Source organism: Janthinobacterium darwini (genome assembly GCF_051380905.1).
In the GTDB taxonomy this organism is placed as follows: domain Bacteria; phylum Pseudomonadota; class Gammaproteobacteria; order Burkholderiales; family Burkholderiaceae_D; genus Janthinobacterium.
In genome coordinates, this window is sequence record NZ_JBNYXX010000003.1 from 345702 (window position 1) to 368067 (window position 22366).

At 63.4% G+C, this 22366-nt stretch carries 23 protein-coding genes; 19 read left to right on the forward strand and 4 right to left on the reverse strand.

The features are described 5' to 3' along the window. The first annotated feature begins 303 nt into the window (after window positions 1-303). The 4 genes from ACQ4WZ_RS20010 (at window position 304) to ACQ4WZ_RS20025 (ending at window position 3722) form a co-directional block, all read left to right on the forward strand. The gene (locus ACQ4WZ_RS20010) at window positions 304-885 is read left to right on the forward strand and encodes a DJ-1/PfpI family protein (protein ID WP_101484208.1); all 582 of its coding nucleotides are present in this window, start codon (window positions 304-306) and stop codon (window positions 883-885) included. 67 nt (window positions 886-952) lie between these two features. Next, window positions 953-2185 (forward strand): GAF domain-containing sensor histidine kinase, encoded by a 1233-nt coding sequence (locus ACQ4WZ_RS20015; protein WP_101484209.1) that lies wholly within the window; start codon window positions 953-955, stop codon window positions 2183-2185. Between the two features lie 38 nt (window positions 2186-2223). Next, on the forward strand, window positions 2224-2871 hold the full coding sequence (locus ACQ4WZ_RS20020; RefSeq protein WP_133993847.1) for a response regulator: 648 nt from the start codon (window positions 2224-2226) through the stop codon (window positions 2869-2871). A gap of 155 nt (window positions 2872-3026) precedes the next feature. Then, window positions 3027-3722 carry a Crp/Fnr family transcriptional regulator gene (locus ACQ4WZ_RS20025; protein WP_034759676.1) on the forward strand — a complete coding sequence of 232 codons (696 nt, stop codon included), beginning with the start codon at window positions 3027-3029 and terminating at the stop codon, window positions 3720-3722. Here the strand turns inward: ACQ4WZ_RS20025 and ACQ4WZ_RS20030 are convergent. After that, entirely contained in the window at window positions 3719-4909 is a 1191-nt protein-coding gene (locus ACQ4WZ_RS20030) for an MFS transporter (protein WP_436574328.1), read from the reverse strand. The genes ACQ4WZ_RS20025 and ACQ4WZ_RS20030 overlap by 4 nt on opposite strands. Window positions 4910-5000: 91 nt before the next feature. Here ACQ4WZ_RS20030 and ACQ4WZ_RS20035 point away from each other — a divergent pair, with 91 nt between their 5' ends. Together ACQ4WZ_RS20035 and ACQ4WZ_RS20040 are read left to right on the forward strand one after the other, a co-directional pair. Beyond that, window positions 5001-5468 carry a winged helix-turn-helix transcriptional regulator gene (locus ACQ4WZ_RS20035; RefSeq protein WP_436574329.1) on the forward strand — a complete coding sequence of 156 codons (468 nt, stop codon included), beginning with the start codon at window positions 5001-5003 and terminating at the stop codon, window positions 5466-5468. Then, a complete protein-coding gene (locus tag ACQ4WZ_RS20040; protein ID WP_436574330.1) occupies window positions 5465-6682 on the forward strand; it encodes a D-amino acid dehydrogenase in 1218 nt (405 codons plus the stop codon). The genes ACQ4WZ_RS20035 and ACQ4WZ_RS20040 overlap by 4 nt, the downstream gene beginning before the upstream one ends. On the opposite strand, the gene ACQ4WZ_RS20045 is transcribed toward ACQ4WZ_RS20040, so the two are convergent. Together ACQ4WZ_RS20045 and ACQ4WZ_RS20050 are read right to left on the reverse strand one after the other, a co-directional pair. Continuing rightward, a complete protein-coding gene (locus ACQ4WZ_RS20045) occupies window positions 6657-7760 on the reverse strand; it encodes a hypothetical protein (RefSeq protein ID WP_436574331.1) in 1104 nt (367 codons plus the stop codon). The two genes, ACQ4WZ_RS20040 and ACQ4WZ_RS20045, sit on opposite strands and share 26 nt — an antisense overlap. Window positions 7761-7826: 66 nt before the next feature. Then, on the reverse strand, window positions 7827-8861 hold the full coding sequence (locus ACQ4WZ_RS20050; protein WP_436574332.1) for a MerR family transcriptional regulator: 1035 nt from the start codon (window positions 8859-8861) through the stop codon (window positions 7827-7829). Window positions 8862-9201: 340 nt separating this feature from the next. Here ACQ4WZ_RS20050 and ACQ4WZ_RS20055 point away from each other — a divergent pair, with 340 nt between their 5' ends. The 13 genes from ACQ4WZ_RS20055 to ACQ4WZ_RS20115 all read left to right on the forward strand — a co-directional run bounded on the left by ACQ4WZ_RS20055 (window position 9202) and on the right by ACQ4WZ_RS20115 (window position 21457). Then, window positions 9202-10212, forward strand: a complete 1011-nt coding sequence (locus tag ACQ4WZ_RS20055) for a zinc-binding alcohol dehydrogenase family protein (protein ID WP_101484899.1) — start codon at window positions 9202-9204, stop codon at window positions 10210-10212. A gap of 1 nt (window position 10213) precedes the next feature. Continuing rightward, the gene (locus tag ACQ4WZ_RS20060; RefSeq protein ID WP_436574333.1) at window positions 10214-11350 is read left to right on the forward strand and encodes a mannitol dehydrogenase family protein; all 1137 of its coding nucleotides are present in this window, start codon (window positions 10214-10216) and stop codon (window positions 11348-11350) included. Window positions 11351-11464: 114 nt separating this feature from the next. Beyond that, the gene (locus ACQ4WZ_RS20065; RefSeq protein WP_101484218.1) at window positions 11465-12382 is read left to right on the forward strand and encodes a GntR family transcriptional regulator; all 918 of its coding nucleotides are present in this window, start codon (window positions 11465-11467) and stop codon (window positions 12380-12382) included. A gap of 25 nt (window positions 12383-12407) precedes the next feature. Next, window positions 12408-12743: a UxaA family hydrolase gene (locus ACQ4WZ_RS20070; protein WP_436574334.1), complete on the forward strand. Its 336-nt coding sequence runs from the start codon at window positions 12408-12410 to the stop codon at window positions 12741-12743. Continuing rightward, window positions 12740-13963 carry a UxaA family hydrolase gene (locus ACQ4WZ_RS20075; protein WP_101484220.1) on the forward strand — a complete coding sequence of 408 codons (1224 nt, stop codon included), beginning with the start codon at window positions 12740-12742 and terminating at the stop codon, window positions 13961-13963. The genes ACQ4WZ_RS20070 and ACQ4WZ_RS20075 overlap by 4 nt, the downstream gene beginning before the upstream one ends. A gap of 20 nt (window positions 13964-13983) precedes the next feature. Beyond that, entirely contained in the window at window positions 13984-15003 is a 1020-nt protein-coding gene (locus tag ACQ4WZ_RS20080; protein WP_436574335.1) for an aldo/keto reductase, read from the forward strand. Then, complete coding sequence (locus ACQ4WZ_RS20085; RefSeq protein ID WP_436574336.1) at window positions 15000-15842, forward strand: amidohydrolase family protein; 843 nt, start codon at window positions 15000-15002, stop codon at window positions 15840-15842. The genes ACQ4WZ_RS20080 and ACQ4WZ_RS20085 overlap by 4 nt, the downstream gene beginning before the upstream one ends. Next, window positions 15839-16168: an L-rhamnose mutarotase gene (locus tag ACQ4WZ_RS20090; protein WP_101484222.1), complete on the forward strand. Its 330-nt coding sequence runs from the start codon at window positions 15839-15841 to the stop codon at window positions 16166-16168. The genes ACQ4WZ_RS20085 and ACQ4WZ_RS20090 overlap by 4 nt, the downstream gene beginning before the upstream one ends. Window positions 16169-16190: 22 nt before the next feature. Continuing rightward, on the forward strand, window positions 16191-16946 hold the full coding sequence (locus ACQ4WZ_RS20095; protein WP_133993825.1) for an SDR family oxidoreductase: 756 nt from the start codon (window positions 16191-16193) through the stop codon (window positions 16944-16946). Window positions 16947-16967: 21 nt separating this feature from the next. Continuing rightward, window positions 16968-17834 carry a fumarylacetoacetate hydrolase family protein gene (locus ACQ4WZ_RS20100; RefSeq protein ID WP_436574337.1) on the forward strand — a complete coding sequence of 289 codons (867 nt, stop codon included), beginning with the start codon at window positions 16968-16970 and terminating at the stop codon, window positions 17832-17834. A gap of 81 nt (window positions 17835-17915) precedes the next feature. Further along, window positions 17916-19448 (forward strand): sugar ABC transporter ATP-binding protein, encoded by a 1533-nt coding sequence (locus ACQ4WZ_RS20105; RefSeq protein ID WP_436574338.1) that lies wholly within the window; start codon window positions 17916-17918, stop codon window positions 19446-19448. Window positions 19449-19468: 20 nt separating this feature from the next. Beyond that, window positions 19469-20443 carry an ABC transporter permease gene (locus ACQ4WZ_RS20110; protein WP_101484226.1) on the forward strand — a complete coding sequence of 325 codons (975 nt, stop codon included), beginning with the start codon at window positions 19469-19471 and terminating at the stop codon, window positions 20441-20443. A 60-nt stretch (window positions 20444-20503) separates the two neighbouring features. Then, on the forward strand, window positions 20504-21457 hold the full coding sequence (locus tag ACQ4WZ_RS20115; RefSeq protein WP_101484227.1) for an ABC transporter substrate-binding protein: 954 nt from the start codon (window positions 20504-20506) through the stop codon (window positions 21455-21457). Window positions 21458-21460: 3 nt separating this feature from the next. Here the strand turns inward: ACQ4WZ_RS20115 and ACQ4WZ_RS20120 are convergent, their stop codons facing one another. Then, the gene (locus ACQ4WZ_RS20120; protein ID WP_101484228.1) at window positions 21461-22366 is read right to left on the reverse strand and encodes a LysR family transcriptional regulator; all 906 of its coding nucleotides are present in this window, start codon (window positions 22364-22366) and stop codon (window positions 21461-21463) included.

Here is a 22366-nt window from a genome sequence, read left to right on the forward strand (position 1 = left end):
GGCCTCAGCCCGCCAGCGCGTGTGTGCCTGCGGGATGGCATGCGCCCATTCCCGTTTCCGTTCCCGTTACTGTGGAGTGCCGATGTCGACAACGAGGCGGAATATGCCGCGCCATGCCGCCATACCGCCATGCCCACTTCGACCTGCGAGCCTGTAAAAAATTCTGCCTCAGCCTGTAAAATCCTCGATCAAGTCGCAAAAGTTTGATAAATATCCAGTATGGCTGCCAAGTCGCGCTAAGATACGCCTTGCGGTGCATTCTGCAGGCAGGGATGCGGGATCAATCTTTCATAGGAGAACTAAATGGCAGCGAAGAAAATTCTGTTTTTGACCGGCGATTTTGCAGAAGATTATGAAACGATGGTGCCGTTTCAGGCCTTGCTGATGCTGGGCCATACCGTGCATGCCGTCTGTCCCGGCAAGAAAAGCGGCGAGACGATCAAGACGGCCATCCACGATTTCGAGGGCGACCAGACCTACACGGAAAAGCCGGGGCATTTGTTCACCCTGAACGCCAGTTTCGACGAGATCGACCCGGCCGACTATGACGCCGTGATGATCGCCGGCGGCCGCGCCCCCGAATACCTGCGCCTGAACGCGAAAGTCATCGCCGCCGTGCGCCACTTTGCCGACGCGGGCAAGCCTGTCGCGGCCGTCTGCCACGGCGCGCAATTGCTGGCCGCGGCCGATGTCATCCGCGGCAAGCGCATTTCCGCCTATCCCGCCTGCGCGCCGGAAGTGACACTGGCGGGCGGCACGTATGCCGACATCGCCGTCACGGACGCCGTCACGGATGGCCAGTTCGTCACTGCCCCGGCCTGGCCCGCGCATCCGGCCTGGCTGGCGCAGTTCGTCAAGCTGCTGGGCACCGAAATCCGTTTGTAACGTCACACTTGCCCGGCGTGCCAGCATGCCGGGTGTTTATCCTCCCTAGAATCGATTCGAGTTTTTCATGCATGCGCCGCGCAGTCAACCTTCCCGCAAACAACTTCCAGCCTCGCGCTGGCGCCAGCGCCGCCTGGCGCAGGCCGAATCGGGCCTGAGCGCCGCGCAGGAACGCCAGTTGGCCACCCTGCATGAGATCTCCACCCTGCTGGCGGGCCAGCACGCCATCGATGCGCTATGCCGTGGCTTCCTGCGCCATGTGATGCAGTTTGCGCAAGCCGAAGGCGGCACCGTGCGCATCCTTGATCCCCAGCACGATACCGTGCACATCATCGTGCATGAGGGCATTTCGGACGCCATGGTGGAAGAGGAACATTGCATCCGCAACAATGATTGCCTGTGTGGCGCTGCCGTGGCGCAGGGCGTGATCCAGATCCGCGATTTCCGCCAGGTCGATGCGCTGCAGCGCTTCCGCTGCCAGGACGAAGGTTTTATCGCCATCGCCGTTTTCCCCATCCTTGCGCGCGAGCAGGTAGTGGGCAGTTTTTCGCTGCACTTTGCGCGCCCGCAAGCCGTGCATGCGCAGCAGCAGGGCTGGCTGGAGACGCTGGGCCAGAGCCTGGGCATCGCCATCGAGAACCAGCGCCTGATCGCGCGCGAGAAGGAATTTGCCGTCGCGCGCGAACGCAGCCTGCTGGCCGAAGGCTTGCATGACAGCATCGCGCAAAGCTTGAACTTCATCAGCCTGCAAGTGCAGATGCTCGACGATTCCGTGCGCCGGGGCCAGCTCGACGAGGCGGCTGAAGTGCTGCCGCTGATGCGCATGGGTGTCGAGCAAAGCTACCAGGATGTGCGTGAATTGCTGGTCAATTTCCGCACGCGCTGGCATGGCAGCGACCTGGAAAGCAAACTCAGCGAAGTGCTGGCCAAGTTCGAGCTGCAGACGGGCGTCGTCGGCACCCTGGACATGAGCGGCAATGGCGCGCCGCTGGCGCCGGAGCAACAGCTGCAGATCCTGTTCATCGTGCAGGAAGCGCTGTCGAATATCCGCAAGCACGCGCAAGCGAGCAACGTGGCGCTGCGCGTGGAAAACGGGCGCGATTTTGCGCTGCAGGTGCGCGACGATGGCGAAGGCTTCGCCGCCAACCTGCGCGACAAGAAAACGGAGTTGCAGATCGGCTTGCGTATCATGCAGGAAAGAGCCGAGCGGCTCGGTGCGCAATTTGCCATCGACAGCACGCCCGGCGGCGGCACGACGATCTCGCTGGCCTTGCCGGCAGCCCGGCGCCAGGCCGCGTAACATCAGATTCATTCCTACCAGGTAGAAGATACAAATACGTGAACGCTCCAATCAAAATCCTGCTGGTCGACGACCACACCTTGCTGCGCAGCGGCGTCAAGCTGCTGCTGCAGCGCAATCCTCTGTTCCAGGTGGTGGGCGAGGCATCGAACGGGCTTGACGGCGTGCGCCTGACGTCCGAGCTGCGGCCCGACGTGGTACTGATGGATTTGAACATGCCCGGCGTAACGGGCGTGGAAGCGCTGCAGCTGATCTTGCAGGACATGCCGCAGATGGTGGTGCTGATGCTGACCGTGTCCGAAAACGCGGCCGACCTGGGCGCTGCCCTGCGCGCGGGCGCACGCGGTTACTTGCTGAAAAATATAGAAGCCGAACAGCTGGGCCAGGCCATCTGCCGCGCCGCCGCCGGCGAATCCGTGATTGCCGACGCCATGACGGCCAAGCTGGTGTCCCAGTTCCGCGCGGGGCAGAACGCGCCCCAGGCCGACTACGACAAATTGACGCCGCGCGAGCGCGAAGCCATGGCTTGCCTGGCGCAAGGGCTGAGCAACAAGGAAATCGCGCGGCAGCTGGATGTGGCCGAAAGCACGGTGAAAATCCACGTGCAAAACATCCTCAAAAAGCTTAAGCTCAGCAGCCGCGTGCAGATCGCCGTGTATGCGGTCGAGCGCGAACTGGGCAGATAAAAATCAAGCAAAGCGCAAATAGGCCACGAGGAATGCGCGATTGTTTGATCTGCATGGCGTTCCGGCCTAGACAACCCTAGTTCCTTTGACGTATGGCCTTGACGGTGCCTGCGCATTACACTCTTAGTCATTCGCTAATCTAATAAGAGAGTGTCATGCATAAGGTCAACGTCGATGGCTTGCTATCGAGCCAGGCTCTGTTCCGCCATATTTCCCCTTCGCAATTAGAACAATTGCGCCAGGATGTCGTGCGCGTCGAAGTGGAAAAAGGCAAAGTGCTGTTCCGCAAGGGCGAAGTGGCGGAAGGCGCCTATGTGGTGGTCTTCGGCCTCGTCAAGCTGAGCGTATTCTCCATGGAAGGTACCGACAAGGTACTGGAACTGATCCGCCCGGGCCAGAGCTTCGGCGAAGCCATGATTTTCCTCGATGAGCCGTACCCGTTCTGCGCCGAAGCGCTTGAGCACTGCCTGCTGCTGCGCATCCCGCCGCACGCGCTGCTGCGCCTGCTGGACCAGTCGCCCCGCATCGCGCGCCAGATGATGAACAGCCTGTCGCACCACCTGATGGGTTTTATCCGCAACGTGGAACGCTGCTCCGTGCAGAACGCCACCCAGCGCGTGGTCGAATACCTGCTGCAGGCGTCGGACCAGCAGCGTTCGAACGAGGTCAAGCTGGACTTGAAGAAAAGTCTGCTGGCATCGTTCCTGAACCTGGCGCCCGCCACCCTGTCGCGCGTGCTGCACCAGTTGACGGACTTGCATTTGATTAAAGTCAGCGGTTCGCTGATCCAGATCCAGCCCGATGCCTTGAAAACCTACCGCCATGGCTCCGCCACGGCCATGCTGAACTAAGCTTTTTCAGCAGGCAAGGTCAGCCGCCAGAACAGCAGGGCGAGCAAGCTGACCGCCGCGCCCAGCGCGCATACCCCATGCCAGCCCGCCAGCGCATACACGCTGGTGGCGGCAATCGCTCCCACACCGCTACCCACCGCATAAAACAGCATGTAGCACGCCACCAGGCGGCTGTGCGCGTCGCTGTCCTGTTTGAAAATCAGGCTCTGGTTCGTCACGTGGATGGCCTGCCCTGCCAGGTCCAGCGCGATGATGCCGACGATCAGGGGCCACAGGGCCGTACCGGCAAACCCGAGCGGCAGCCATGCAGCGAGCAGCAATAGCAGGGCCGCGCCCGTCGTCCATTGCGCGCGGCCCTTGTCGGCCAGCGCCCCGGCACGCGCCGCGCCCAGCGCGCCGATCACGCCCACCAGGCCAAACGCGCCGATGGCCGCATGGCTATAGCCTTGCGCCGTCAATGGCAGCACCAGGGCACTCCAGAAAATATTGAACACGGCAAACATCAGCATGGCCAGCATGCCGCGCACGCGCAACACCTTGTTATGCATCAACATGTCCAGCATGGAGGCGAGCAGGGCGCCGTAGGCCAGCTTCTGATTGGATGGCTGCGCTGGCGGCAGCTTGCGCCACAGCAGCAACAGCAGGGCGCAAGCCATGGCCGCCGAGACGAAATACACGGCGCGCCAGTCGGCGAGATCGGCCACCACGCCGGACAGCGTGCGCGCCAGCAGCAAGCCGATCACCACGCCGCCCTGCGCCATGCCCACCACCCGGCCCCGCTCGTGGCTGGCCGCCGCGCTAGCCGCGTAGGCAATCAAGCCTTGCGTCATGGCCGTGCCCAGCAAGCCCACCAGCAGCATGCCGCCCAGCAGGGCGGCCGTGGAGCGGGCGCAGCCCAGCGCCGCCAGGGTGATGGCCAGCAGGCCCAGCTGGATCAGGGTCAAACGGCGCCGGTTCAGCATGTCGCCCAAGGGCACGAGCAGCAGCAGGGCCAGCGCGCAGCCGATCTGCGTGGCCGTGATGACCATGCCGCTGGCGGCGTCCGTCATGCCGAATTCGTGCGCCAGGGTAGCCAGCAAGGGCTGGGAGTAATACACATTGGCCACGCTGAGGCCGGCTGCCGTTGCAAACAGCCAGACGAGGGTGGGCGGAAGTGCGGTCGTGAGGGGAGGGTTTGTGTCGCGCATAGAGTTGTATATAAGTGGTTTCAAATTAAAACCAGTTGGAGTCTACGCGGGGAAGTTTTAAAATGCAACCACTCAATCGTGGAGACTACCCGTGGCCAAGCGCAAAAGCCTGAAAACCGACCCCTGTCCCGTGGCGCGCGCGCTCGACGTCATCGGCGAGCGCTGGTCGCTGCTGATCGTGCGCGATGCCTTCGACGGCATGCGCAGGTTCGGCGAATTCCAGAAAAGCCTGGGCGTGGCGAAGAACATCCTGGCCGACCGCCTGCATACGCTGGTGGAAGAGGGCATTTTTACGGTCGCGCCCGCCTCGGACGGCACGGCCTACCAGGAATATGTGCTGACGCAAAAGGGGCTGGCGCTGTTTCCCGTCGTCGTCGGTTTGCGGCAGTGGAGCGAGGAGCAGCTGTTCGAGGCGGGCGAGGCGCATTCCACCCTGCTGCAGCGCGGTTCAGGCTTGCCCGTGCGCCGCATCGACGTGCTGGCCGAGGATGGACGCGTCTTGCAGGCGGGCGATACCGTCGTGCATAAGGTGGTCACTGAGGTGGAGCCGAAGGCATGAAGCGCGTGGCCGTCATCGGCGGCGGCATCACGGGCGTCACCAGCGCTTACGCGCTGGCAAAACGGGGCGTCAATGTCACCCTGATCGAACGCCACCGCTATGCGGCCATGGAAACATCGTATGCGAATGGCGGGCAATTATCGGCCTCGCATGCGGAAGTGTGGAACCACAAGGCGACGATATGGAACGCCTTGAAATGGATGGCGCGGCGCGATGCACCACTGCTGCTCAATCCGACTCCCGGCTGGCACAAGCTGAGCTGGTTTGCGCAATTTCTCGCCGCCATGCCGCACTACGAGCGCAACACGATCGCCACGGCGCGCATGGCGATCGCCGCGCGCGAACAATTGTTTGCGTGGGCGCAAACAGAAAACATCGCTTTCGATCACCGCCGCGCCGGCATCCTGCACATTTACCGGGACCGGCGCGGCTTCGAGCGGGCGGCCGGCGTGTCGCGCCTGCTGGCGCAGGGCGGCTTGCTGCGGCGCGCCGTCACGCCGCAGGAGATGCGCGCCATCGAACCGACCCTCACCGGCGACTTTTACGGCGGCTACTACACGGACAGCGATTCCACGGGCGACATCCACAAATTCACCAGCGGCCTGGCCGACGCCTGCGCCCGCCTGGGCGTGGCCTGCCGCTATGGCGCACAGGTGACGGCGCTGGCGCGCGAGCACGGCAAGGTGCGTGTCAGCCTGGGTGAGGACAGTATCCTGTTCGACGCCGTCGTCATTTGCGCGGGCACGGCCAGCCGCGCCCTGGCGGCATCGCTGGGAGACCATGTGAATGTGTATCCCGTGAAAGGCTATTCGATCACCGTGCAGCTGGACGACGAAGCCAGCCAGGCGGCCGCGCCCAAGGTCAGCCTGCTCGATGATGCCACCAAGCTGGTCAGCAGCCGCCTGGGCGAGGACCGGCTGCGGGTGGCGGGCACGGCGGAATTCAATGGCATCAATTACGATATCCGCGCCGACCGCATTCGCCCGCTGCTGCAGTGGGTAGAGCAGTGTTTTCCTGGCGTGAATACGCGCAAGGTGATCCCGTGGGCGGGCTTGCGCCCCATGCTGCCGGCCATGCTGCCGAAAGTGGGGGCGGGCAAGGCGCCGGGTGTGTACTACAACACGGGCCATGGCCACCTGGGCTGGACCCTGGCGGCCGCCACGGCGGAGCTGGTAGCAGAGGTGGTGGCTAGTTCTTTGGCAACAAATCGCTGAGCGCGGCGCGGCCCTTGACGGTCAGGAAGGGGCCGACCTTGTTGTAGGGCAGCAGGAAGTCGTTTTCGCAGCCGCTGCCGTTCGAGTCTTCCCAGAAGGACACGCCTTCCGGCTTCAGCGACAGGTGGAAGCGGCCGCGGCCGTCGTAATCCGTGCCCTTGCACTCGGCATCGATCTTGACGTCCTTGAACAGGGCTTGCCGCAGGCGGTCCGGCAATTCGGCCTTGTCGTCGCCATCGCTGGCGCTGGCGCCAAACCAGTTCCACACGTCCGTTTCCTGGCCCGTTTTCACGTCCCAGGTGCGGAACCGGATGGAGATGCCATTGGCGCCATAGCCGGCCGGCCAGCGGTAAAACTTGATCGTCACCCAGCGCGGCGACCAGTAGGTGGGCTCCGCATACACTTCGTCTTCCGTCGTGAAGCCGTTGCGGCCCAGGTATTCGCGGCGCGTGGCATAGAAGTCGGCCAGGTCTTTCTTGTTCCTGGCCAGCACGGCACGCAGTTGGGTATTGATTTTCGCCACGCCATCGCCGGGCGCCATCAATTCCACGGTGATGGTGTCGCCTACTTGCAGGTTGCGGTATTGCTTGCCTTCGAAGGCAATGGCTTTACTCACCTTGGTGCTGGGAAAGTCTTCCAGCGCCAGGTTGTAGGTGTCGCTGGCGCAGGATGGATGGTCGCGGTCGCCTGCCGCTTCCAGCAGGGTCAAGGCCAGCGGCAGGGTCTTGCCGCTTTTCGGGGCTGTCCAGGTGCCGATGAGCTTGTCACTTTGCTTGCCGCCCTGCGGCACATGCAATGACCACGTGCCCGTCGTGTCGCCCTTGGCATCGGACTCGCTCCAGTCGCTCTTGCCGTTCGGCTTGGCCAGCATGATGGGCGTCTTGTAGCGCGTGTAGTAATAATTGCCGCTGCGGTCAGACCCTTGCGTGGGGCTGGGCTGGTTGAAGCAGGCCACGATATTGGCCTTGCCCAAGGTGCCCTGCCACACCCCTTGCACGGGTGGCTCGGCCGCCATGGCGGCGTTCAGGGCGGGCAGGGACAGGCATACAAGCAATGAACGTGGCAAAAAACAGCGCATCGGGTTTTCCGGTGATTGGCGATGGCCGATTCTACATGGCCACTGCCTGGATGTGCCGCACGACAACTAACTGCGAGGGCGCTCCAGCGCCACCACGGTCATGGCCGCACCCAGGTATTGCAGCATGGCCCCGTCGACAAAGCTGCCTTCCATCAGACGCGGTTCCTGCTGGTGCGCCTGGCGGAATTTCAGCTGCGTGGCCGGGTCCGTGCCTGCATAGGAGCGGAACAGCTCCAGCCACTGCCGCGCCAGTTGCAGCACGGCCGGGGCGGTGGGCGGCGTGCGCGCATCCATGGCGGCGCGCACGGCGGCGATCAGGGCCGGCCACTCGCCAGAGCGCTTGCCATAGTTGGCCACGAGGTATGCGTACTCCTGTTCGTCGAGGAAGGGCTGGTACAGCGCTATGCGCGAGGCATTGAAGGCGGCAATGATGAATTGCATCAAGTCCGCATCGATGCTGGTCGTCGCTTGCATGGATGGCTCCTGCGCGTGCATGTCGTTCAGGCGCGCGAACAGGCCGGGGTGGGCGCCCGTGTCGCGCACCAGCTTGACCATCCACTCCGTGGCCAGGGCTTGTGCTTGGACATCGTCGGGGCCGGCGCCCGCGTCCCTGGCGGCGCGCACTCTTGCCACCAGTGCTTTCCATTCCTGTTCCACAGCCGCGTCCGACAGCAGCGGCAGTTGTTGCAGTTCTTCGTGACTAAAGTATTTGTCGTACATGGTCATTAACTCCATCGTGGTGAGCCACTCGGCCAGTTCCGGGGCTTGCCCTTGCGCCAGTTGCGCCTGCAAGGTGCACAGGCGTGCGCGCAGGGTGGATGCCTGTGCGATCTGGCGCTCCAGCATGGCGATCTGCTGCGCCACGATGGCGCTCAAGGGCAGATCCGGGCCGGCGAGTGCGTTGGCGATCTCGGCCAGCGACAGCCCGAACTTGCGCAGCGCCATGATCCGGTGCAACCGGTCCATGTCGCTGTGCTGGTACAGGCGGTAGCCAGCGGGTGTGCGCGCCGAAGGCGAGAGCAGGCCGATGCTGTCGTAGTGGTGCAGGGTGCGGATAGTGAGGCCCGTGAGCCTGGCCAGTTCACCGATTTTCAACAGCATCGTCTTCTCCCTTTCTTCAGTGCGTGCAGCCACGATGGCGCCTGACGCTACGTCAGGGTCAAGCAGGAATGTAGCAGAGGACCCTGAAAAAAACGGAAAAAGAATCCGTTGACCTTCATTTTTTTGTACGGTATATTTATAAAACCGCATGACGACGTCAGCCAAACAAGCAGGTTCGGGTCAGGTGGAATGACGGAATAGTCGTTGTGCGGCGCAGCAAGTTGCGCCATTGGCCGGGCTGGAAAGATAATCCGCGCAGACGGATTTTTTTCGCAGTTGAGTTGTACGTTAAATATAATATGCCACCGGCAAGATCCGGGCGGCGAGAGAGACGACCATGATGAAAAGTATCGTTTGCGATACGCCCGGCAGTTTGCGCATGGAGCAGCGCCCCGTGCCCGTGCCAGGCGAGGGCGAAGTGCTGCTGCGCATACGCCGCGTAGGCATCTGCGGCACCGACATGCATATCTTCCGCGGCACTCAGCCTTTCCTCAGTTACCCGCGCGTGATGGGCCATGAATTGTCCGGCCATATCGACAGCGCGCCAGCCGGCTCGCGCCTGGCAGTGGGCGACCAGGTCTACGTGATGCCCTACCTTTCCTGCGGCAGCTGCGTGGCGTGCCGCCAGGGCAAGACCAACTGCTGCACCCGCATCGAAGTGTTGGGCGTGCACCGCGACGGCGGCATGAGCGAATACTTGGCGCTGCCCGAGCGCTTTGTCTTCAAGACCGAAGGCATCTCGCTCGACGACGCGGCCATGATCGAATTTCTCGCCATCGGCGCGCATGCCGTCAAGCGCGGCGCGGTCGATGCAGCCAAGCGCGTGCTGGTGGTGGGTGCAGGCCCGATCGGCATGGCCGTGATGCTGTTCGCATCGCTGAAAGGCGCCGAGGTGACGGTGCTCGATGGCCGCGCCGATCGTCTGCAGTTTTGCCGCGAGGCGCTGGGCATCGTCCGCACGGTGGCGCTGGGCGAGGGTGACAAGGAGCAGTTGTCGGATGCCACCGGCGGCGAATTTTTCGACGTGGTCTTTGACGCCACTGGCAATATCGCCGCCATGGAGCGAGGCCTGGATTTTGTCGCCCACGGCGGCAGCTACGTGCTGGTCTCCATCGTGCGCGATCGCCTGTCCTTTTCCGACCCTGAATTCCACAAGCGCGAAACGACCTTGCTGGGTAGCCGTAACGCCACCGTCGACGATTTCGAGGAAGTGGTGGCGGCCATGAAGGCAGGCCTGGTGCCGACCGCGCTGCTCAATACCCACCGCACCACGCTCGACGACTTTACCGGCGTGCTTGATCGCTGGATGCAGCCCGAGGCTGGCGTCATCAAGGCCATCGTCGAGGTCTGAGATGGCGCATTCCAACCCCATACTTCAATTTGGCACCAGCCGCTTCCTGCAGGCGCACGCCGACCTGTTCGTCAGCGAAGCGGCCAGCCAGGGCGAGGCGCTGGGCAATATCACCATCGTGCAGACCACGCACAGTGCGCAGGGCGCGGCGCGCGTGGCGGCGTTTCGCCGCGGCGGCGGCTATCCCGTGCGCATCCGCGGCTGGCAGGATGGCGCGCCAGTCGATGAAGAGCGCCGCTCCCACGCTGTCACGCAAGCCTGGCAAGCCGGCAGCGACTGGCGGCAGGTGCGCGATGCGGCCCAGGCCGCGTGCGTGATTATCTCGAATACGGGCGACACGGGCTACCAGCTGGATGACGCCGACCACGCCGGCATGCTCGACGGCGCGGCCGTCCCCGCCAGCTTCCCCGCCAAACTGCTGGTGCTGTTGCACGGGCGCTTCCTGGCCGGCGCCGCACCCATCTCGATTTTTCCGTGCGAACTGGTGGCCGATAACGGGAAGGTGCTGCGCCAGGTGGTCGTGACACTGGCGCGGCAATGGCGGGTTTCGCCAGACGCCATCGCCTATCTGGAAACGGGCTGCCTGTGGATTAATTCCCTGGTCGACCGCATCGTTTCCGAGCCGATCGAACCGGTAGGCGCGGTGGCCGAGCCCTATGCGCTGTGGGCCATCGAGGCGCAGGAGGGCATGCTGCTGCCGTGCCGCCATCCGCAACTGGTGGTGACGGGCAGTCTGCGCGAGTATGAACAGCGCAAGCTGTTCCTGCTTAACCTGGGCCATACCTATCTGGCGCAGCTGTGGATGGAGCGCGGCAGCCCGGTTGGCATGACGGTGCGCGAGGCGATGGAAGATGGTGGCATGCGCGCCTCGCTGGAAGCCGTGTGGCAGGAGGAGGTGCTGCCCGTGTTTGCCGCCATGGGGACGCCGCACGGTGACGCCGCGCTGGCCTATGTGGCGCAGGTCAGGGAACGTTTCGGCAACCCCTTCCTTGCGCACCGCCTGGCCGACATCGCCCAGCACCACGCCGGGAAAATCCAGCGCCGCATGGCGCCCGTGGCGGCACTGGCGCAGCAGCTCTGTCCCGCCCTGGCGCAACCGCGCCTGCGCGCCATGCTGGCGCCGGGAGCGCAGCCATGAACGCCCCGGTCAACGCAGTTGTTTCTTTTTCGGCATGCCGATCCAATCCGATATCGACTAAAATGGCCTACTTATCCACTTTCCTTTTCGCTGGCATAGCGCGTTCATTCATCCATGTCCAAACCCGCCACCGTCTTCAAGCGCAGTACCAATCTGCTGTTGCAATTTCTCGCAGAGAATGTCGCAGTGGGCGAGATGCTGCCGACGGAGCAGTTCCTGACGACCATCTGCCAGGGCAGCCGCACGGCGATCCGCAGCGCGATCGCTTACCTGTCGACGCGACGGCTGATCGGCAGCCCGGCGGACCGGCGCTTGCTGAGAAAGCCCATACCGGGCGACTACTTCGATATCTCCGAATTGCAGTCTGGGGCAGAGCGCATCCAGCAAGTGCTGATGGAGCGCGTCTACCAGCGCGACATGCCGCCCGGCGCGGAATTTTCGGAAGCGGAGCTGGCGCGCGAGGCGGGTGCCAGTACCGTCAGCGTGCGCGAATTTTTGATCGGCTTTTCGCGCTTCGGCCTAATCGAAAAGAAGCCCCGCGGCGGCTGGCGCCTGTGCGCGTTCGACCGCTCGTTCGCCACCGAACTGGCGGACATGCGGCGCATGTTCGAAATGGCGGCCGTGGAGCAGTTTGCGCACCTGCCGCATGGCGATCCGGCGTATGCGGAACTGGCGCGGCTGATCAAGCAGCACGAGAAGCTGGCGGCCAGGATAGCCACGCGCCACAATGCCTTTCCGGCGCTGGACCGCGAGTTCCACACTTTCCTGATTGGCCTGCTGAACAATCGTTTCGCCCAGGGCTTCTACGATATCGTCTCGTTTGTCTTCCACTATCACTACCAGTGGGACAAGGGCGAGGAAAAGGGCCGCAACCAGTACGCGGTGCAGGAGCACCTGGCAATCTTGCGCGCGCTGGCGGAGCACGACATACCGAAGGCGCTCGCGTGCATGCAGGAGCACCTGGATTCATCGCGCCGCACCATGCTGTCCTCGATAGGCACGCGCGAAAAACTGAGCCAGCCAGGCGCCTAGCAGCCTTTGCCGGGGAGGGTGCGCCATGAGCCTCGCTTCCCCGCCTGCCAGCCTGCTGCTGATGTCGCCCGAGGACAACTGCCTGATCGCCAGGACAGCCCTGGCCTGCGGCGACGTCGTGGCCATCGATGGCCAGCCAGTCACCCTGGCGCAAAACATCCAGATCGGCCACAAGGTGGCGCGCCGCGCGCTGGCCGTGGGCGACAAGGTGTTGCGCTATGGCGCCCTGATCGGCAGCATCACGGCCCCCGTCGCCATCGGCGAGCACATCCATACGCACAACCTTGCAAGCGATTACATCCCCACGTTTACCCTGGGCCAGGACGGCCACCATTTCCTGGACAAGGACGACCAAGCATGAACGCTCCCGTAACGACACCCGCCCTGTCGGGCTACCTGCGCGCCGATGGCCGCAAGGGCATCCGCAATATCGTGGTGGTGGCCTATATGGTCGAATGCGCGCATCACGTGGCGCGCCTGATGGTCAACGCCTTTCCCGGCCAGCCCGTGCACCTGATCGGCTTTACTGGCTGCTTCCCGAACGAGTACGCGGACCAGGTGATGCGCCGCCTGCTGACGCACCCGAATGTGGGTGCCGTGCTGCTGGTGTCGCTGGGCTGCGAAGGCTTTAATAAATATGGCCTTTCCAGCGCGGTGGCCGACAGCGACCGTCCGGTCCACACGATCACCATCCAGGAAAACAGCGGTACGCGTCCCAGCGTGCGCAGCGGCACGGAATGGATAGGCTGGGCCCTCGAGCATCTGGCGCGGCAAGAGCGCGTGCCGATGGGGATAGATGAGCTGATCGTCGCCACCATCTGCGGCGGCTCCGACAGCACCAGCGGCATCAGCGCCAACCCCGCCGTCGGCGTTGCTTTCGATACCCTGATCGCGGCCGGCAGCCCCTGCATCTTCGAAGAGACGGGCGAACTGGTGGGCTGCGAATACCACATGCAGCGGCGCGCCGTCAGTCCGGACCTGGGCAATGCCATCGTCGAGACCGTGGCCAAGGCCGCTCGTTATTACACCATCATGGGGCACGGTAGCTTCTCGCCGGGGAACGCCGATGGCGGCCTGACCACGCAGGAGGAAAAGTCGCTGGGCGCCTACGCCAAGAGCGGTTCCTCACCCATAGTCGGCATTCTGAAACCCGGCGACCAGCCAGCCGGCGGCGGCCTGTACCTGCTCGACGTGGTGCCGGACGGCGAGCCGCGCTTCGGTTTTCCGAACGTGTCGGACAACGCGGAAATCGTCGAACTCATTTCCTGCGGTGCCCACATCACCTTGTTTACCACGGGCCGCGGTTCCGTGGTGGGCTCGGCGATTTCGCCCGTCATCAAGGTGTGCGCCAATCCGCAAACCTTCGAGCGTCTTGCCGACGACATGGATATCAACGCCGGCAAGATACTCACAGGAGAAGCCACCCTGGAGGAAGTGGGCGCGGAGATTGTCGCCGCCGTGCTGAACGTGGCCAATGGAGAACTGAGCCGCTCGGAAGACCTGGGTCACCAGGAATTCGTGCTGACCTATAAACAATTCGATGCGGTGGGGCCAGGCTGTTTCCCGCTGCGCGCAGCATGATGGCCACGGCGATGGATGTCATGGATACCACGCGACGCCGTACCCTGCCGCGCGGCGGCTTGTCGCTGCCCTGCATTGGCATGGGCTGCGCGCCGCTGGGCGGCCTGTACCAGCCCGTCTGCGACGCGCAGGCGCGCGCCACGCTTGATGGCGCCTGGGACGCCGGCGTGCGCTTCTTCGACACGGCGCCGTTCTATGGCTATACCCAGTCCGAACACCGGCTGGGCGCGGCGCTGCGCGAGCGGCCCCGCAATGAATTCGTGATCAGTACCAAGGCAGGGCGGCTGATGCGGCCCGACGCCTCCGTGCGCCCCGGAGACGACGGCTTTGCCGCGCCGCTGCCGTTCCGCCCCCATTACGACTACACATATGACGGCGTCCTGCGTTCGCACGACGATAGCCTGCAGAGATTGGGGCTTGAGCGCATTGACATCCTGTTCGTGCACGATATCGGCAAGGTTACGCATGGCGAGCGCGATCAGCAATACTGGCGCCAACTGACGGCCGGTGGCGGCTTTCGCGCGCTGGAGCAGCTGCGCGCCAGCGGCCAGGTGAAAGCCGTGGGCCTGGGCGTCAACGAATGCGACGTCGTGCTACGGGCGATGGCGGAGTTCGACCTCGATTGCACCCTGCTGGCCGGCCGCTACACCTTGCTGGAACAGGCCTCGCTGTCACCGCTGCTGGCCGCCTGCGTGGAACGCGGCAACGCCATCGTGGTGGGTGGTCCATTTAATTCCGGCGTGCTGGCCGGTAACGGCAAATTCAATTACGCCGATGCGCCGAGCGCGATACTCGAGCGCGTGGCGCGACTGGACGCCGTTTGCCGCGAATTTGGCGTGCCCTTGCAGGCTGCCGCCTTGCAGTTTCCGCTGGCCCATCCGGCCGTCGCGTCCTGCATCCCGGGCGGCCAGGACCTGGCGCAGCTACGGCAAAACCTGGACTGGTTCGCCACACCGCTGCCCGACGCTCTGTGGCTGGCGCTGCGGGAAGCGGACCTGATTGATGCGCGCGCGCCGCTGCCTACGGGAGTGGCCGCATGATGCGCATCGACGCCCACCAGCACTTCTGGCAGCTTGCCGCGCGTGCCGGCAGCTGGCCGCCGCCATCGCTGGCCGCCATTCACCGCGATTTTTCCCTGGAAGACCTGGCGCCGCTGCTGGCCGAGCATGGCATAGCTGGAACCGTGTTGGTGCAATCGCTGCCTTCGGAAGACGATACGTACTGGATGCTGGCGCTGGCCGGACAGGACAGCTTTATCCGCGCCGTGGTGGGCTGGACCGACTTGATGGCGCCTGATGCACCCGTAGCGATTGCGCGCCTGGCGTCGCACGGCAAGCTGAAAGGTTTGCGCCCCATGCTGCAGGACCTGGATGACGATCAGTGGATCGCCGATCCTGCACTGGCGCCAGCTTTGACCGCCATGGTGGCGCAAGGCCTGCGGCTGGACGCGCTGGTGCTGCCGCGCCACTTGCCCGCGCTGCTGCGTTGTGCCCGCAACTATCCGCTGCTTCCCATGGTGATCGACCATGCGGCCAAGCCGCCGATAGCCGATGCCGCCTTCGGCACATGGCGCGAAGACATGGCGGAACTGGCCGCGCTGCCGAATGTGCACTGCAAGCTGTCCGGGCTGGTGACGGAGGCCCGGCCTGGCTGGCGCGCGAACGATTTGCAGCCGTATGTGCAGCACGTTCTGGACGTATTCGGCCCCCGGCGCGTGATATGGGGCAGCGACTGGCCAGTGGTGGACTTGGCCGGCGGATATGCGGCGTGGCTGGCCGCCAGTGTAGCGCTGCTGGCACATCTGGGACAAGAGGATAGAAACGGTATTTTTGGACTCAACGCACTGCGCTTTTACGGCATCAACCAGGAAACGCCATGAAAAGAATGGGCATGGTCATCGGCATCGCGCCGGACCGCATCGCTGAATACAAAACCTTGCATGCCGCCGTCTGGCCGCAGGTGCTGGCCAGACTGTCGGCAGCGCATGTCAGCAATTATTCGATCTTCCTGCGCCAGCCGGAAAATCTGCTGTTTGGCTACTGGGAATACCACGGCGAGGATTTTGACGCCGACATGGCGGCCATCGCCGCCGACCCGGAAACGCAGCGCTGGTGGACCTTTTGCGCCCCATGCCAGCTGCCCCTTGCCTCACGCGCCGAGGGCGAGCATTGGGCGATGATGGAACACGTATTTCACATGGCTTAGACCTAAAAAACAAGGAGACAGCATGACCGCCAGACTACAAGGCAAAATCGCCCTGCTCACCGCCGCCGGCCAGGGCATCGGCCGCGCCACGGCCGAAGCGTTCGTGCGTGAAGGCGCTACCGTGATCGCCACCGATATTAATCAGGCCCAGCTCGATGCGCTGAAGGAAGCGACGGGCTGCGCCATCCGCCTGCTCGACGTGACCGATGGCGCGGCGATCACCGCGCTGGCCGACGAGATCGGCCCCGTCGATATCCTGTTCAACTGCGCCGGCTTCGTTGACGGCGGTACGATCCTCGAGTGCGACGACGCTGCCTGGGATCGTTCCTTCGACATCAACGCCCGCTCCATGTACCGGCTGATACGCGCCGTCCTGCCGGGCATGCTGGCCAGGGGTGCCGGCTCCATCGTCAATATGTCGTCCGTGGCATCGAGCGTGAAGGGGGCGCCGAACCGCTTTATCTACGGCACCTCGAAGGCGGCCGTGGTGGGCATGACAAAATCGGTGGCGGCCGATTTCGTCACGCACGGCATCCGCTGCAATGCGATCTGTCCAGGCACCATCGAGTCGCCCTCGCTGAAGGAGCGCATTGCCGCCCAGGCGGCAGCGACAGGCGTGAGCATAGCTGAGGTGCAGGCCGCCTTCGTGGCGCGCCAGCCGATGGGCAGAGTGGGCCGCGCTACGGAAATTGCCGCCCTGGCTGTCTATCTGGCCTCCGACGAATCCGCTTTTACCACCGGCATGGTGCACGTCATCGATGGCGGCTGGTCCAACTGATTACTACAACGAGAGAAGCACATGAAACTGATGCGTTATGGCGCCAAGGGCGCTGAAAAACCTGCATTGATCGATGCCAACGGCGCCGTGCGCGATTTGTCCGGCGTACTGCCGGACATCACGGGCGCGACCCTGAGCAAGGATAGCCTGGCGAGCCTGGCGGCCCTCGATATCGGCAGCCTGCCGGTGGTGGACTATCCGGGGCGCATCGCGCCGCCATGGAAGGGCGTGGGCAAGTTTTTGTGCGTAGGCCTGAACTATGCCGATCATGCGGCCGAGTCGGGGATGGCAGTGCCGTCGGAACCGGTGTTGTTCATGAAGGCCTCCAGCGCCATCATCGGCGCCAACGACGCGGTGGTGATGCCGCAGGACTCGAAGAAAAGCGACTGGGAAGTGGAGCTGGGCGTGGTGATCGGCACCACCGCGCGCTATGTGAGTGTAGACGATGCGCTGTCGCACGTGGCCGGCTACTGCGTCGTCAATGACCTGTCCGAACGCGAATACCAGCTGGAACGCGGCGGCCAGTGGGACAAGGGCAAGGGTTGTGACACCTTCGGCCCGATCGGACCATGGCTGGTGACGGCCGACGAAGTAGCGGACCCGCAAAACCTGGGACTGTGGCTGGAAGTCAACGGCAAGCGCGTTCAGGACGGTAATACTAAAACCATGGTTTTCGGCGTAGCCAACCTGGTCAGCTACATCAGCCGTTTCATGACCTTGTACCCGGGTGACATCATCAGCACCGGCACCCCGCCAGGGGTGGGCATGGGGCAGAAACCGTCGGCCGTGTATCTGAAGCCGGGCGACACCATGCGCCTGGGGATCGAAGGCCTGGGTGAACAGCGTCAGACCGTGCATGCCTGGAATCCGGAACTGATCGACAGTTAACAAAGTGACAGACAGGCGCGCCGCCAAGATGCCTAGACATCGGTGCGCCAGCCTATAGCAGTGGAGTGGAGGAGACACACCATGAAGCAATCCGAAGAGATACTGTCGTTGAACAAGGTCAGCAAGCGCTTTCCCGGCGTGCTGGCGCTGGACAACGTCAGTTTCAGCCTGCGCAAGGGCGAGGCGCATGCGCTGTGCGGCGAAAACGGCGCTGGCAAGTCCACCCTGATGAAGGTGATGAGCGGCGTGTACCAGGCCGACGAGGGAGAACTGGTCTACAAGGGCAAGGTGTGCAGTTTTGCCTGCAGCGTGGACGCGGAAGCGGCCGGCATCGCCATCATCCACCAGGAATTGAACCTGATCCCGCACCTGAGCGTGGCGGAGAATATTTTCCTAGCGCGCGAACCGGTGCGCGGCCTCTTTATCGACCGCAAAAAAATGCATGCCGACGCGCAGGCGCTGCTGGACCGTTTGAAACTGCGCATCGACCCTCGCCAACTGGTCAAGAACCTGTCCTGTGCGCAGCAACAGATGGTGGAAATCGCCAAGGCGCTATCGCTCAATACGGAAGTGCTGATCATGGACGAACCCACGTCCTCGCTGACGGAAAGCGAGACGGGCCAGCTATTCGATATCATCAATGAACTCAAACGCAACGGCGTGAGCGTGGTCTACATCTCGCACCGCCTGGAGGAGATGCAGCACATCATCGACCGGGTGACGGTGCTGCGCGACGGCAAATTCGTCAGCACCGACGATTTTGCCGCCACCACCCTGGATGCCATCGTCGCAAAGATGGTGGGCCGTACCCTGGATGAAAAATTTCCCGACCGCGTATCAAAGCCGACTGATGAAGTACTGCTGAGCGTGAAGGATTTGCACCGCAAGGATGTCTTCGGCCCGCTGAGCTTTGATTTGCGGCGCGGCGAGATACTCGGCTTCTCCGGCCTGATGGGGGCGGGGCGCACGGAAGTGGCGCGCGCCATCTTCGGCGCCGATCCCCTCAGTAGCGGCGCGATCCACTTGGGTGACATGGCGGTGACGATCACCAGCCCCATTGACGCCATCGGACACGGCATTGCCTATCTGTCGGAAGACCGCAAGAGCCACGGCCTGGCGATCCGCATGTCGGTGGCGGCCAACCTGACCTTGACCAATGTAGCGGGGCTGGCTAACCGTTTCGGCTTCATCGATTTCGCCAGGGAAGAGGCGGTGGCGCAGCAGTACATCGCAGCGCTTGGCATCAAGACGCCGACCTCGAAACAGATCGCGCGCAACCTGTCCGGCGGCAACCAGCAAAAGATCGTCATCAGCAAATGGTTGTACCGCGAATCGAAAATCATCTTCTTCGATGAACCCACGCGCGGCATCGATGTGGGTGCCAAGTTCGCCATCTACCAGCTGCTCGACAAGCTCGCTTCGGAAGGCATCGGCGTGGTGCTCATCACGTCCGAGCTGCCCGAGATCATGGGCATGACCGACCGGGTGGCCGTGTTCCATGAAGGGCGTATCAGCGGCATCGTCAATACACGCGAATCGTCGCAGGAAGAGATCATGCAGCTGGCGTCGGGGCGCGTAGTCTGTCCCACCCTTGGCCAGGTGGCAGTCCATTAGAAACAGAAAGCTAAAAAAAAATGAATAAAGAACTGATACAAAAATTCGCCGCGCTGGGCAGCCTGTCGCTGTTGCTGCTGGTGTTTTCCCTGACCAGCAACGCCTTTTTCTCCGTCAGCAATGGCATGAGTGTGGCCTTGCAAGTCACGTCGATCGCTTACTTGGGCATTGCCGCCACCTGCGTCATCATCACGGGCGGCATCGACCTCAGTTCCGGTTCCGTGCTGGCGCTGGCTGGTGTGGCCGCCGCGCTCCTGGTCAAGAGTGGCGTGCCCGTGCCAGTCGCGATGCTGGGTGGCATCTTGGTGGGCGCCATGTGCGGCGCTGTCAACGGTTTTTGCATCACGCAATTGAAACTGCCGCCCTTCATCGCCACACTTGGCATGATGCTGATCGCGCGCGGCCTGGCGTTGCAGGTGACGGGCGCGCGCGCCATTTCCGGCCTGGGCGATTCGTTCGGCGAACTCGGTAACGGCGTGCTGTGGCGCATCGAGCGCGACACGGGCGGCACCTTCCCCGAAGTCGTCTTCCCTGGCATTCCGTATCCGGTGGTGCTGATGGTGGTGATCGCCGTGGCCGTCTCCATCATGCTCAGCCGCACCACCTTTGGCCGGCATATCTATGCCGTTGGTTCGAATGCGGAAGCTGCGCGCCTGTCGGGCGTGAAGGTGGGCCGCGTCACCCTGCTGGTATACACATTGTCCGGCGCCTTGTCTGGCCTGACGGGCTGCGTGCTGATGTCGCGCCTGGTGACGGCGCAGCCGAACGAGGGCGTGATGTACGAACTCGATGCGATCGCCAGCGCCGTAATCGGCGGCGCCTCGCTGATCGGCGGCATAGGCACCATTTCCGGCACTGTCATCGGTTCCTTCGTCATCGGCATCCTGCGCAACGGCCTGAATATGAACGGAGTGTCGAGCTTTATCCAGCAAATCATTATCGGACTGGTCATCCTGCTGACCGTCTGGATCGATCAGAAGCGCAACCGCGCCTGAAGCAGCAAGCAGTACGCCGTGAAGTCAATCTACTAAATCTATAATTAAATGAGGACGACAATGAAAACCATCAAAGCTGTGTCGCTCGGTCTGTTGACCGCAGCCTTTGCCCTGAGCTCCAGCGCTGCCTTCTCCGCCCCGGGCGAGATCGCCGTGATTGTCAAGACGACCAATTCCAACTACTGGCAAAACGTCAAGAAGGGCGCCACGGCCAGCGCCGCCGATGCCAAGGGCTACAGCCTGACCTTCCAGGGACCCGCCTCGGAATCGGCCATCGCCGACCAGGTCAGCATGGTGGAAAACGCCGTCACGCGCAAAGTGGCCGGCATCGTGCTGGCCGCGTCGGACCCGGACGCGCTGGTGCCGGCCTTGAAGAAGGCGTGGGAAGCGAAGATTCCCGTTGTGCTGATCGATTCGCTGGTGGCCGACAGCGGCAAGCGCTACTACCAGTCTTTCCTGTCGACGGACAATGAAGCGGCCGGCGAGCAAAGCGCCAAGGCCCTCATTTCCCAGGTCGGCAAGACGGGCAAGATCGCCGTGATGTCATATGTGGCGGGCGCCGGTTCCGAGACGGGCAGGGTGGGCGGCTTCAAGCGCTATATCGAAAAGAACTCGCAGCTGCAGATCGTCGGCACGTATTACTCGCAGTCGCAGATGGCCACGGCGCTGAACCAGACGACCGACGTGCTAGCCTCGAACCCAGACTTGAAGGGCATCTTCGGCGCCAATGAGCCGACAGCCGTGGGCATGGGTCGTGCCATTGCGCAGGCGGGCAAGGCTGGCAAGGTGATCGCCGTGGGCTTCGACGGCAATGAAGACCTGAAAAACTTCGTCAAGGACGGCACTCTGTACGCGACCGCCGTGCAGGGTTCCTACTCGATGGGCGCGCTGGGCGTGAAGACCCTCGTCAGCCTGATCGAGGGAAAGAAGGTCGCGCCTTTCGTCAACACGGGCGTGGTGATCGTCACCAAGGCCAATGTCGATCTGCCGGAAGCGAAGAACGTTCTATATTGAGCGTCAGCTGATTGTCAGGCGCTGCTTCAATTCCTTGAGCAGCGTGCCGGTCTTGGCAGTGAGCTGGCGCGCCAGCGGCCACGCCAGGGAGAGCGGCAAGCCTGGCGTGGCGCAGGCAGGCAGTACTTCGACGATGGCGCCACTGGCCAGGTGTTCCTGCACCAGCCAGGTCGCCTGCTGCGCGATGCCCAGGCCAGCCAGCACGGCGGCGGTCTGCGCCTCGGCGTCACCCACCGTCAGGCGTGGACGGACCGCGCGCCGTTCCACCCCGTCCTCGCCGGCAAACAGCCATGGCGCCGCCGTGCCGTCGCCCCGGCCATAGGCGATGCAGTCGTGGCCATCGAGATCGGCGATGGTGACCGGCGTGCCGCGTCGCTCCAGGTAGGCGGGCGCCGCGCAAAAGATCAGGCGCTCTTCGCCCAAAGGCATCTGCCCCAGCGTTTGCGGCCAGTTGCCAGGTGCGCCGATGCGCACGGCGATATCGATGCGCTCCTCGAACAGGTCGACGAAGCGGTCGCTGAAGGCGATCGACGGCTGCAAGCGCGGATACTGCGCGCACAGCTCCAGCAGGGCCGGCATCACGCGCAGCCGGCCATATGAGGCGGGCACGCCGATGCGCACCTTGCCGGCCAGTTCCGTCGCGTGTTCAGCCAGGACGTCTTCCGCGTCCGCCAGTTCCTGCAGCACGCGCTTGCAGGTGGCGTAGTAGGCGCGCCCAGCATCGCTCAGTTTGAGCCGGCGCGTGCTGCGCTCGAACAGCAGCACGCCCAGCCGTTCTTCCAGCCGCGCCACGCTCTTGCTGACGGCCGAACTGCTCAGGTGCAGGCGCTCGGCCGCCTTGGTGAAACTGCCCGCGTCGGCCGTGGCGAGGAAGGGCGTGAGGCCCTTTAAATGTTCCGATGAAAACAT

What these genes read in the sequence shown, in the direction of transcription:
- ACQ4WZ_RS20085 (WP_436574336.1), top strand. Translation starts at nt 15,000, where the DNA reads ATGATGCGCATCGACGCCCACCAGCACTTCTGGCAGCTTGCCGCGCGT.
- ACQ4WZ_RS20010 (WP_101484208.1), top strand. Translation starts at nt 304, where the DNA reads ATGGCAGCGAAGAAAATTCTGTTTTTGACCGGCGATTTTGCAGAAGAT.
- ACQ4WZ_RS20015 (WP_101484209.1), top strand. Translation starts at nt 953, where the DNA reads ATGCATGCGCCGCGCAGTCAACCTTCCCGCAAACAACTTCCAGCCTCG.
- ACQ4WZ_RS20090 (WP_101484222.1), top strand. Translation starts at nt 15,839, where the DNA reads ATGAAAAGAATGGGCATGGTCATCGGCATCGCGCCGGACCGCATCGCT.
- ACQ4WZ_RS20115 (WP_101484227.1), top strand. Translation starts at nt 20,504, where the DNA reads ATGAAAACCATCAAAGCTGTGTCGCTCGGTCTGTTGACCGCAGCCTTT.
- ACQ4WZ_RS20045 (WP_436574331.1), bottom strand. Translation starts at nt 7,760, where the DNA reads ATGCGCTGTTTTTTGCCACGTTCATTGCTTGTATGCCTGTCCCTGCCC.
- ACQ4WZ_RS20050 (WP_436574332.1), bottom strand. Translation starts at nt 8,861, where the DNA reads ATGCTGTTGAAAATCGGTGAACTGGCCAGGCTCACGGGCCTCACTATC.
- ACQ4WZ_RS20030 (WP_436574328.1), bottom strand. Translation starts at nt 4,909, where the DNA reads ATGCGCGACACAAACCCTCCCCTCACGACCGCACTTCCGCCCACCCTC.
- ACQ4WZ_RS20055 (WP_101484899.1), top strand. Translation starts at nt 9,202, where the DNA reads ATGAAAAGTATCGTTTGCGATACGCCCGGCAGTTTGCGCATGGAGCAG.
- ACQ4WZ_RS20100 (WP_436574337.1), top strand. Translation starts at nt 16,968, where the DNA reads ATGAAACTGATGCGTTATGGCGCCAAGGGCGCTGAAAAACCTGCATTG.
- ACQ4WZ_RS20075 (WP_101484220.1), top strand. Translation starts at nt 12,740, where the DNA reads ATGAACGCTCCCGTAACGACACCCGCCCTGTCGGGCTACCTGCGCGCC.
- ACQ4WZ_RS20120 (WP_101484228.1), bottom strand. Translation starts at nt 22,366, where the DNA reads ATGTTTTCATCGGAACATTTAAAGGGCCTCACGCCCTTCCTCGCCACG.
- ACQ4WZ_RS20105 (WP_436574338.1), top strand. Translation starts at nt 17,916, where the DNA reads ATGAAGCAATCCGAAGAGATACTGTCGTTGAACAAGGTCAGCAAGCGC.
- ACQ4WZ_RS20060 (WP_436574333.1), top strand. Translation starts at nt 10,214, where the DNA reads ATGGCGCATTCCAACCCCATACTTCAATTTGGCACCAGCCGCTTCCTG.
- ACQ4WZ_RS20025 (WP_034759676.1), top strand. Translation starts at nt 3,027, where the DNA reads ATGCATAAGGTCAACGTCGATGGCTTGCTATCGAGCCAGGCTCTGTTC.
- ACQ4WZ_RS20095 (WP_133993825.1), top strand. Translation starts at nt 16,191, where the DNA reads ATGACCGCCAGACTACAAGGCAAAATCGCCCTGCTCACCGCCGCCGGC.
- ACQ4WZ_RS20040 (WP_436574330.1), top strand. Translation starts at nt 5,465, where the DNA reads ATGAAGCGCGTGGCCGTCATCGGCGGCGGCATCACGGGCGTCACCAGC.
- ACQ4WZ_RS20070 (WP_436574334.1), top strand. Translation starts at nt 12,408, where the DNA reads ATGAGCCTCGCTTCCCCGCCTGCCAGCCTGCTGCTGATGTCGCCCGAG.
- ACQ4WZ_RS20110 (WP_101484226.1), top strand. Translation starts at nt 19,469, where the DNA reads ATGAATAAAGAACTGATACAAAAATTCGCCGCGCTGGGCAGCCTGTCG.
- ACQ4WZ_RS20065 (WP_101484218.1), top strand. Translation starts at nt 11,465, where the DNA reads ATGTCCAAACCCGCCACCGTCTTCAAGCGCAGTACCAATCTGCTGTTG.
- ACQ4WZ_RS20080 (WP_436574335.1), top strand. Translation starts at nt 13,984, where the DNA reads ATGGATACCACGCGACGCCGTACCCTGCCGCGCGGCGGCTTGTCGCTG.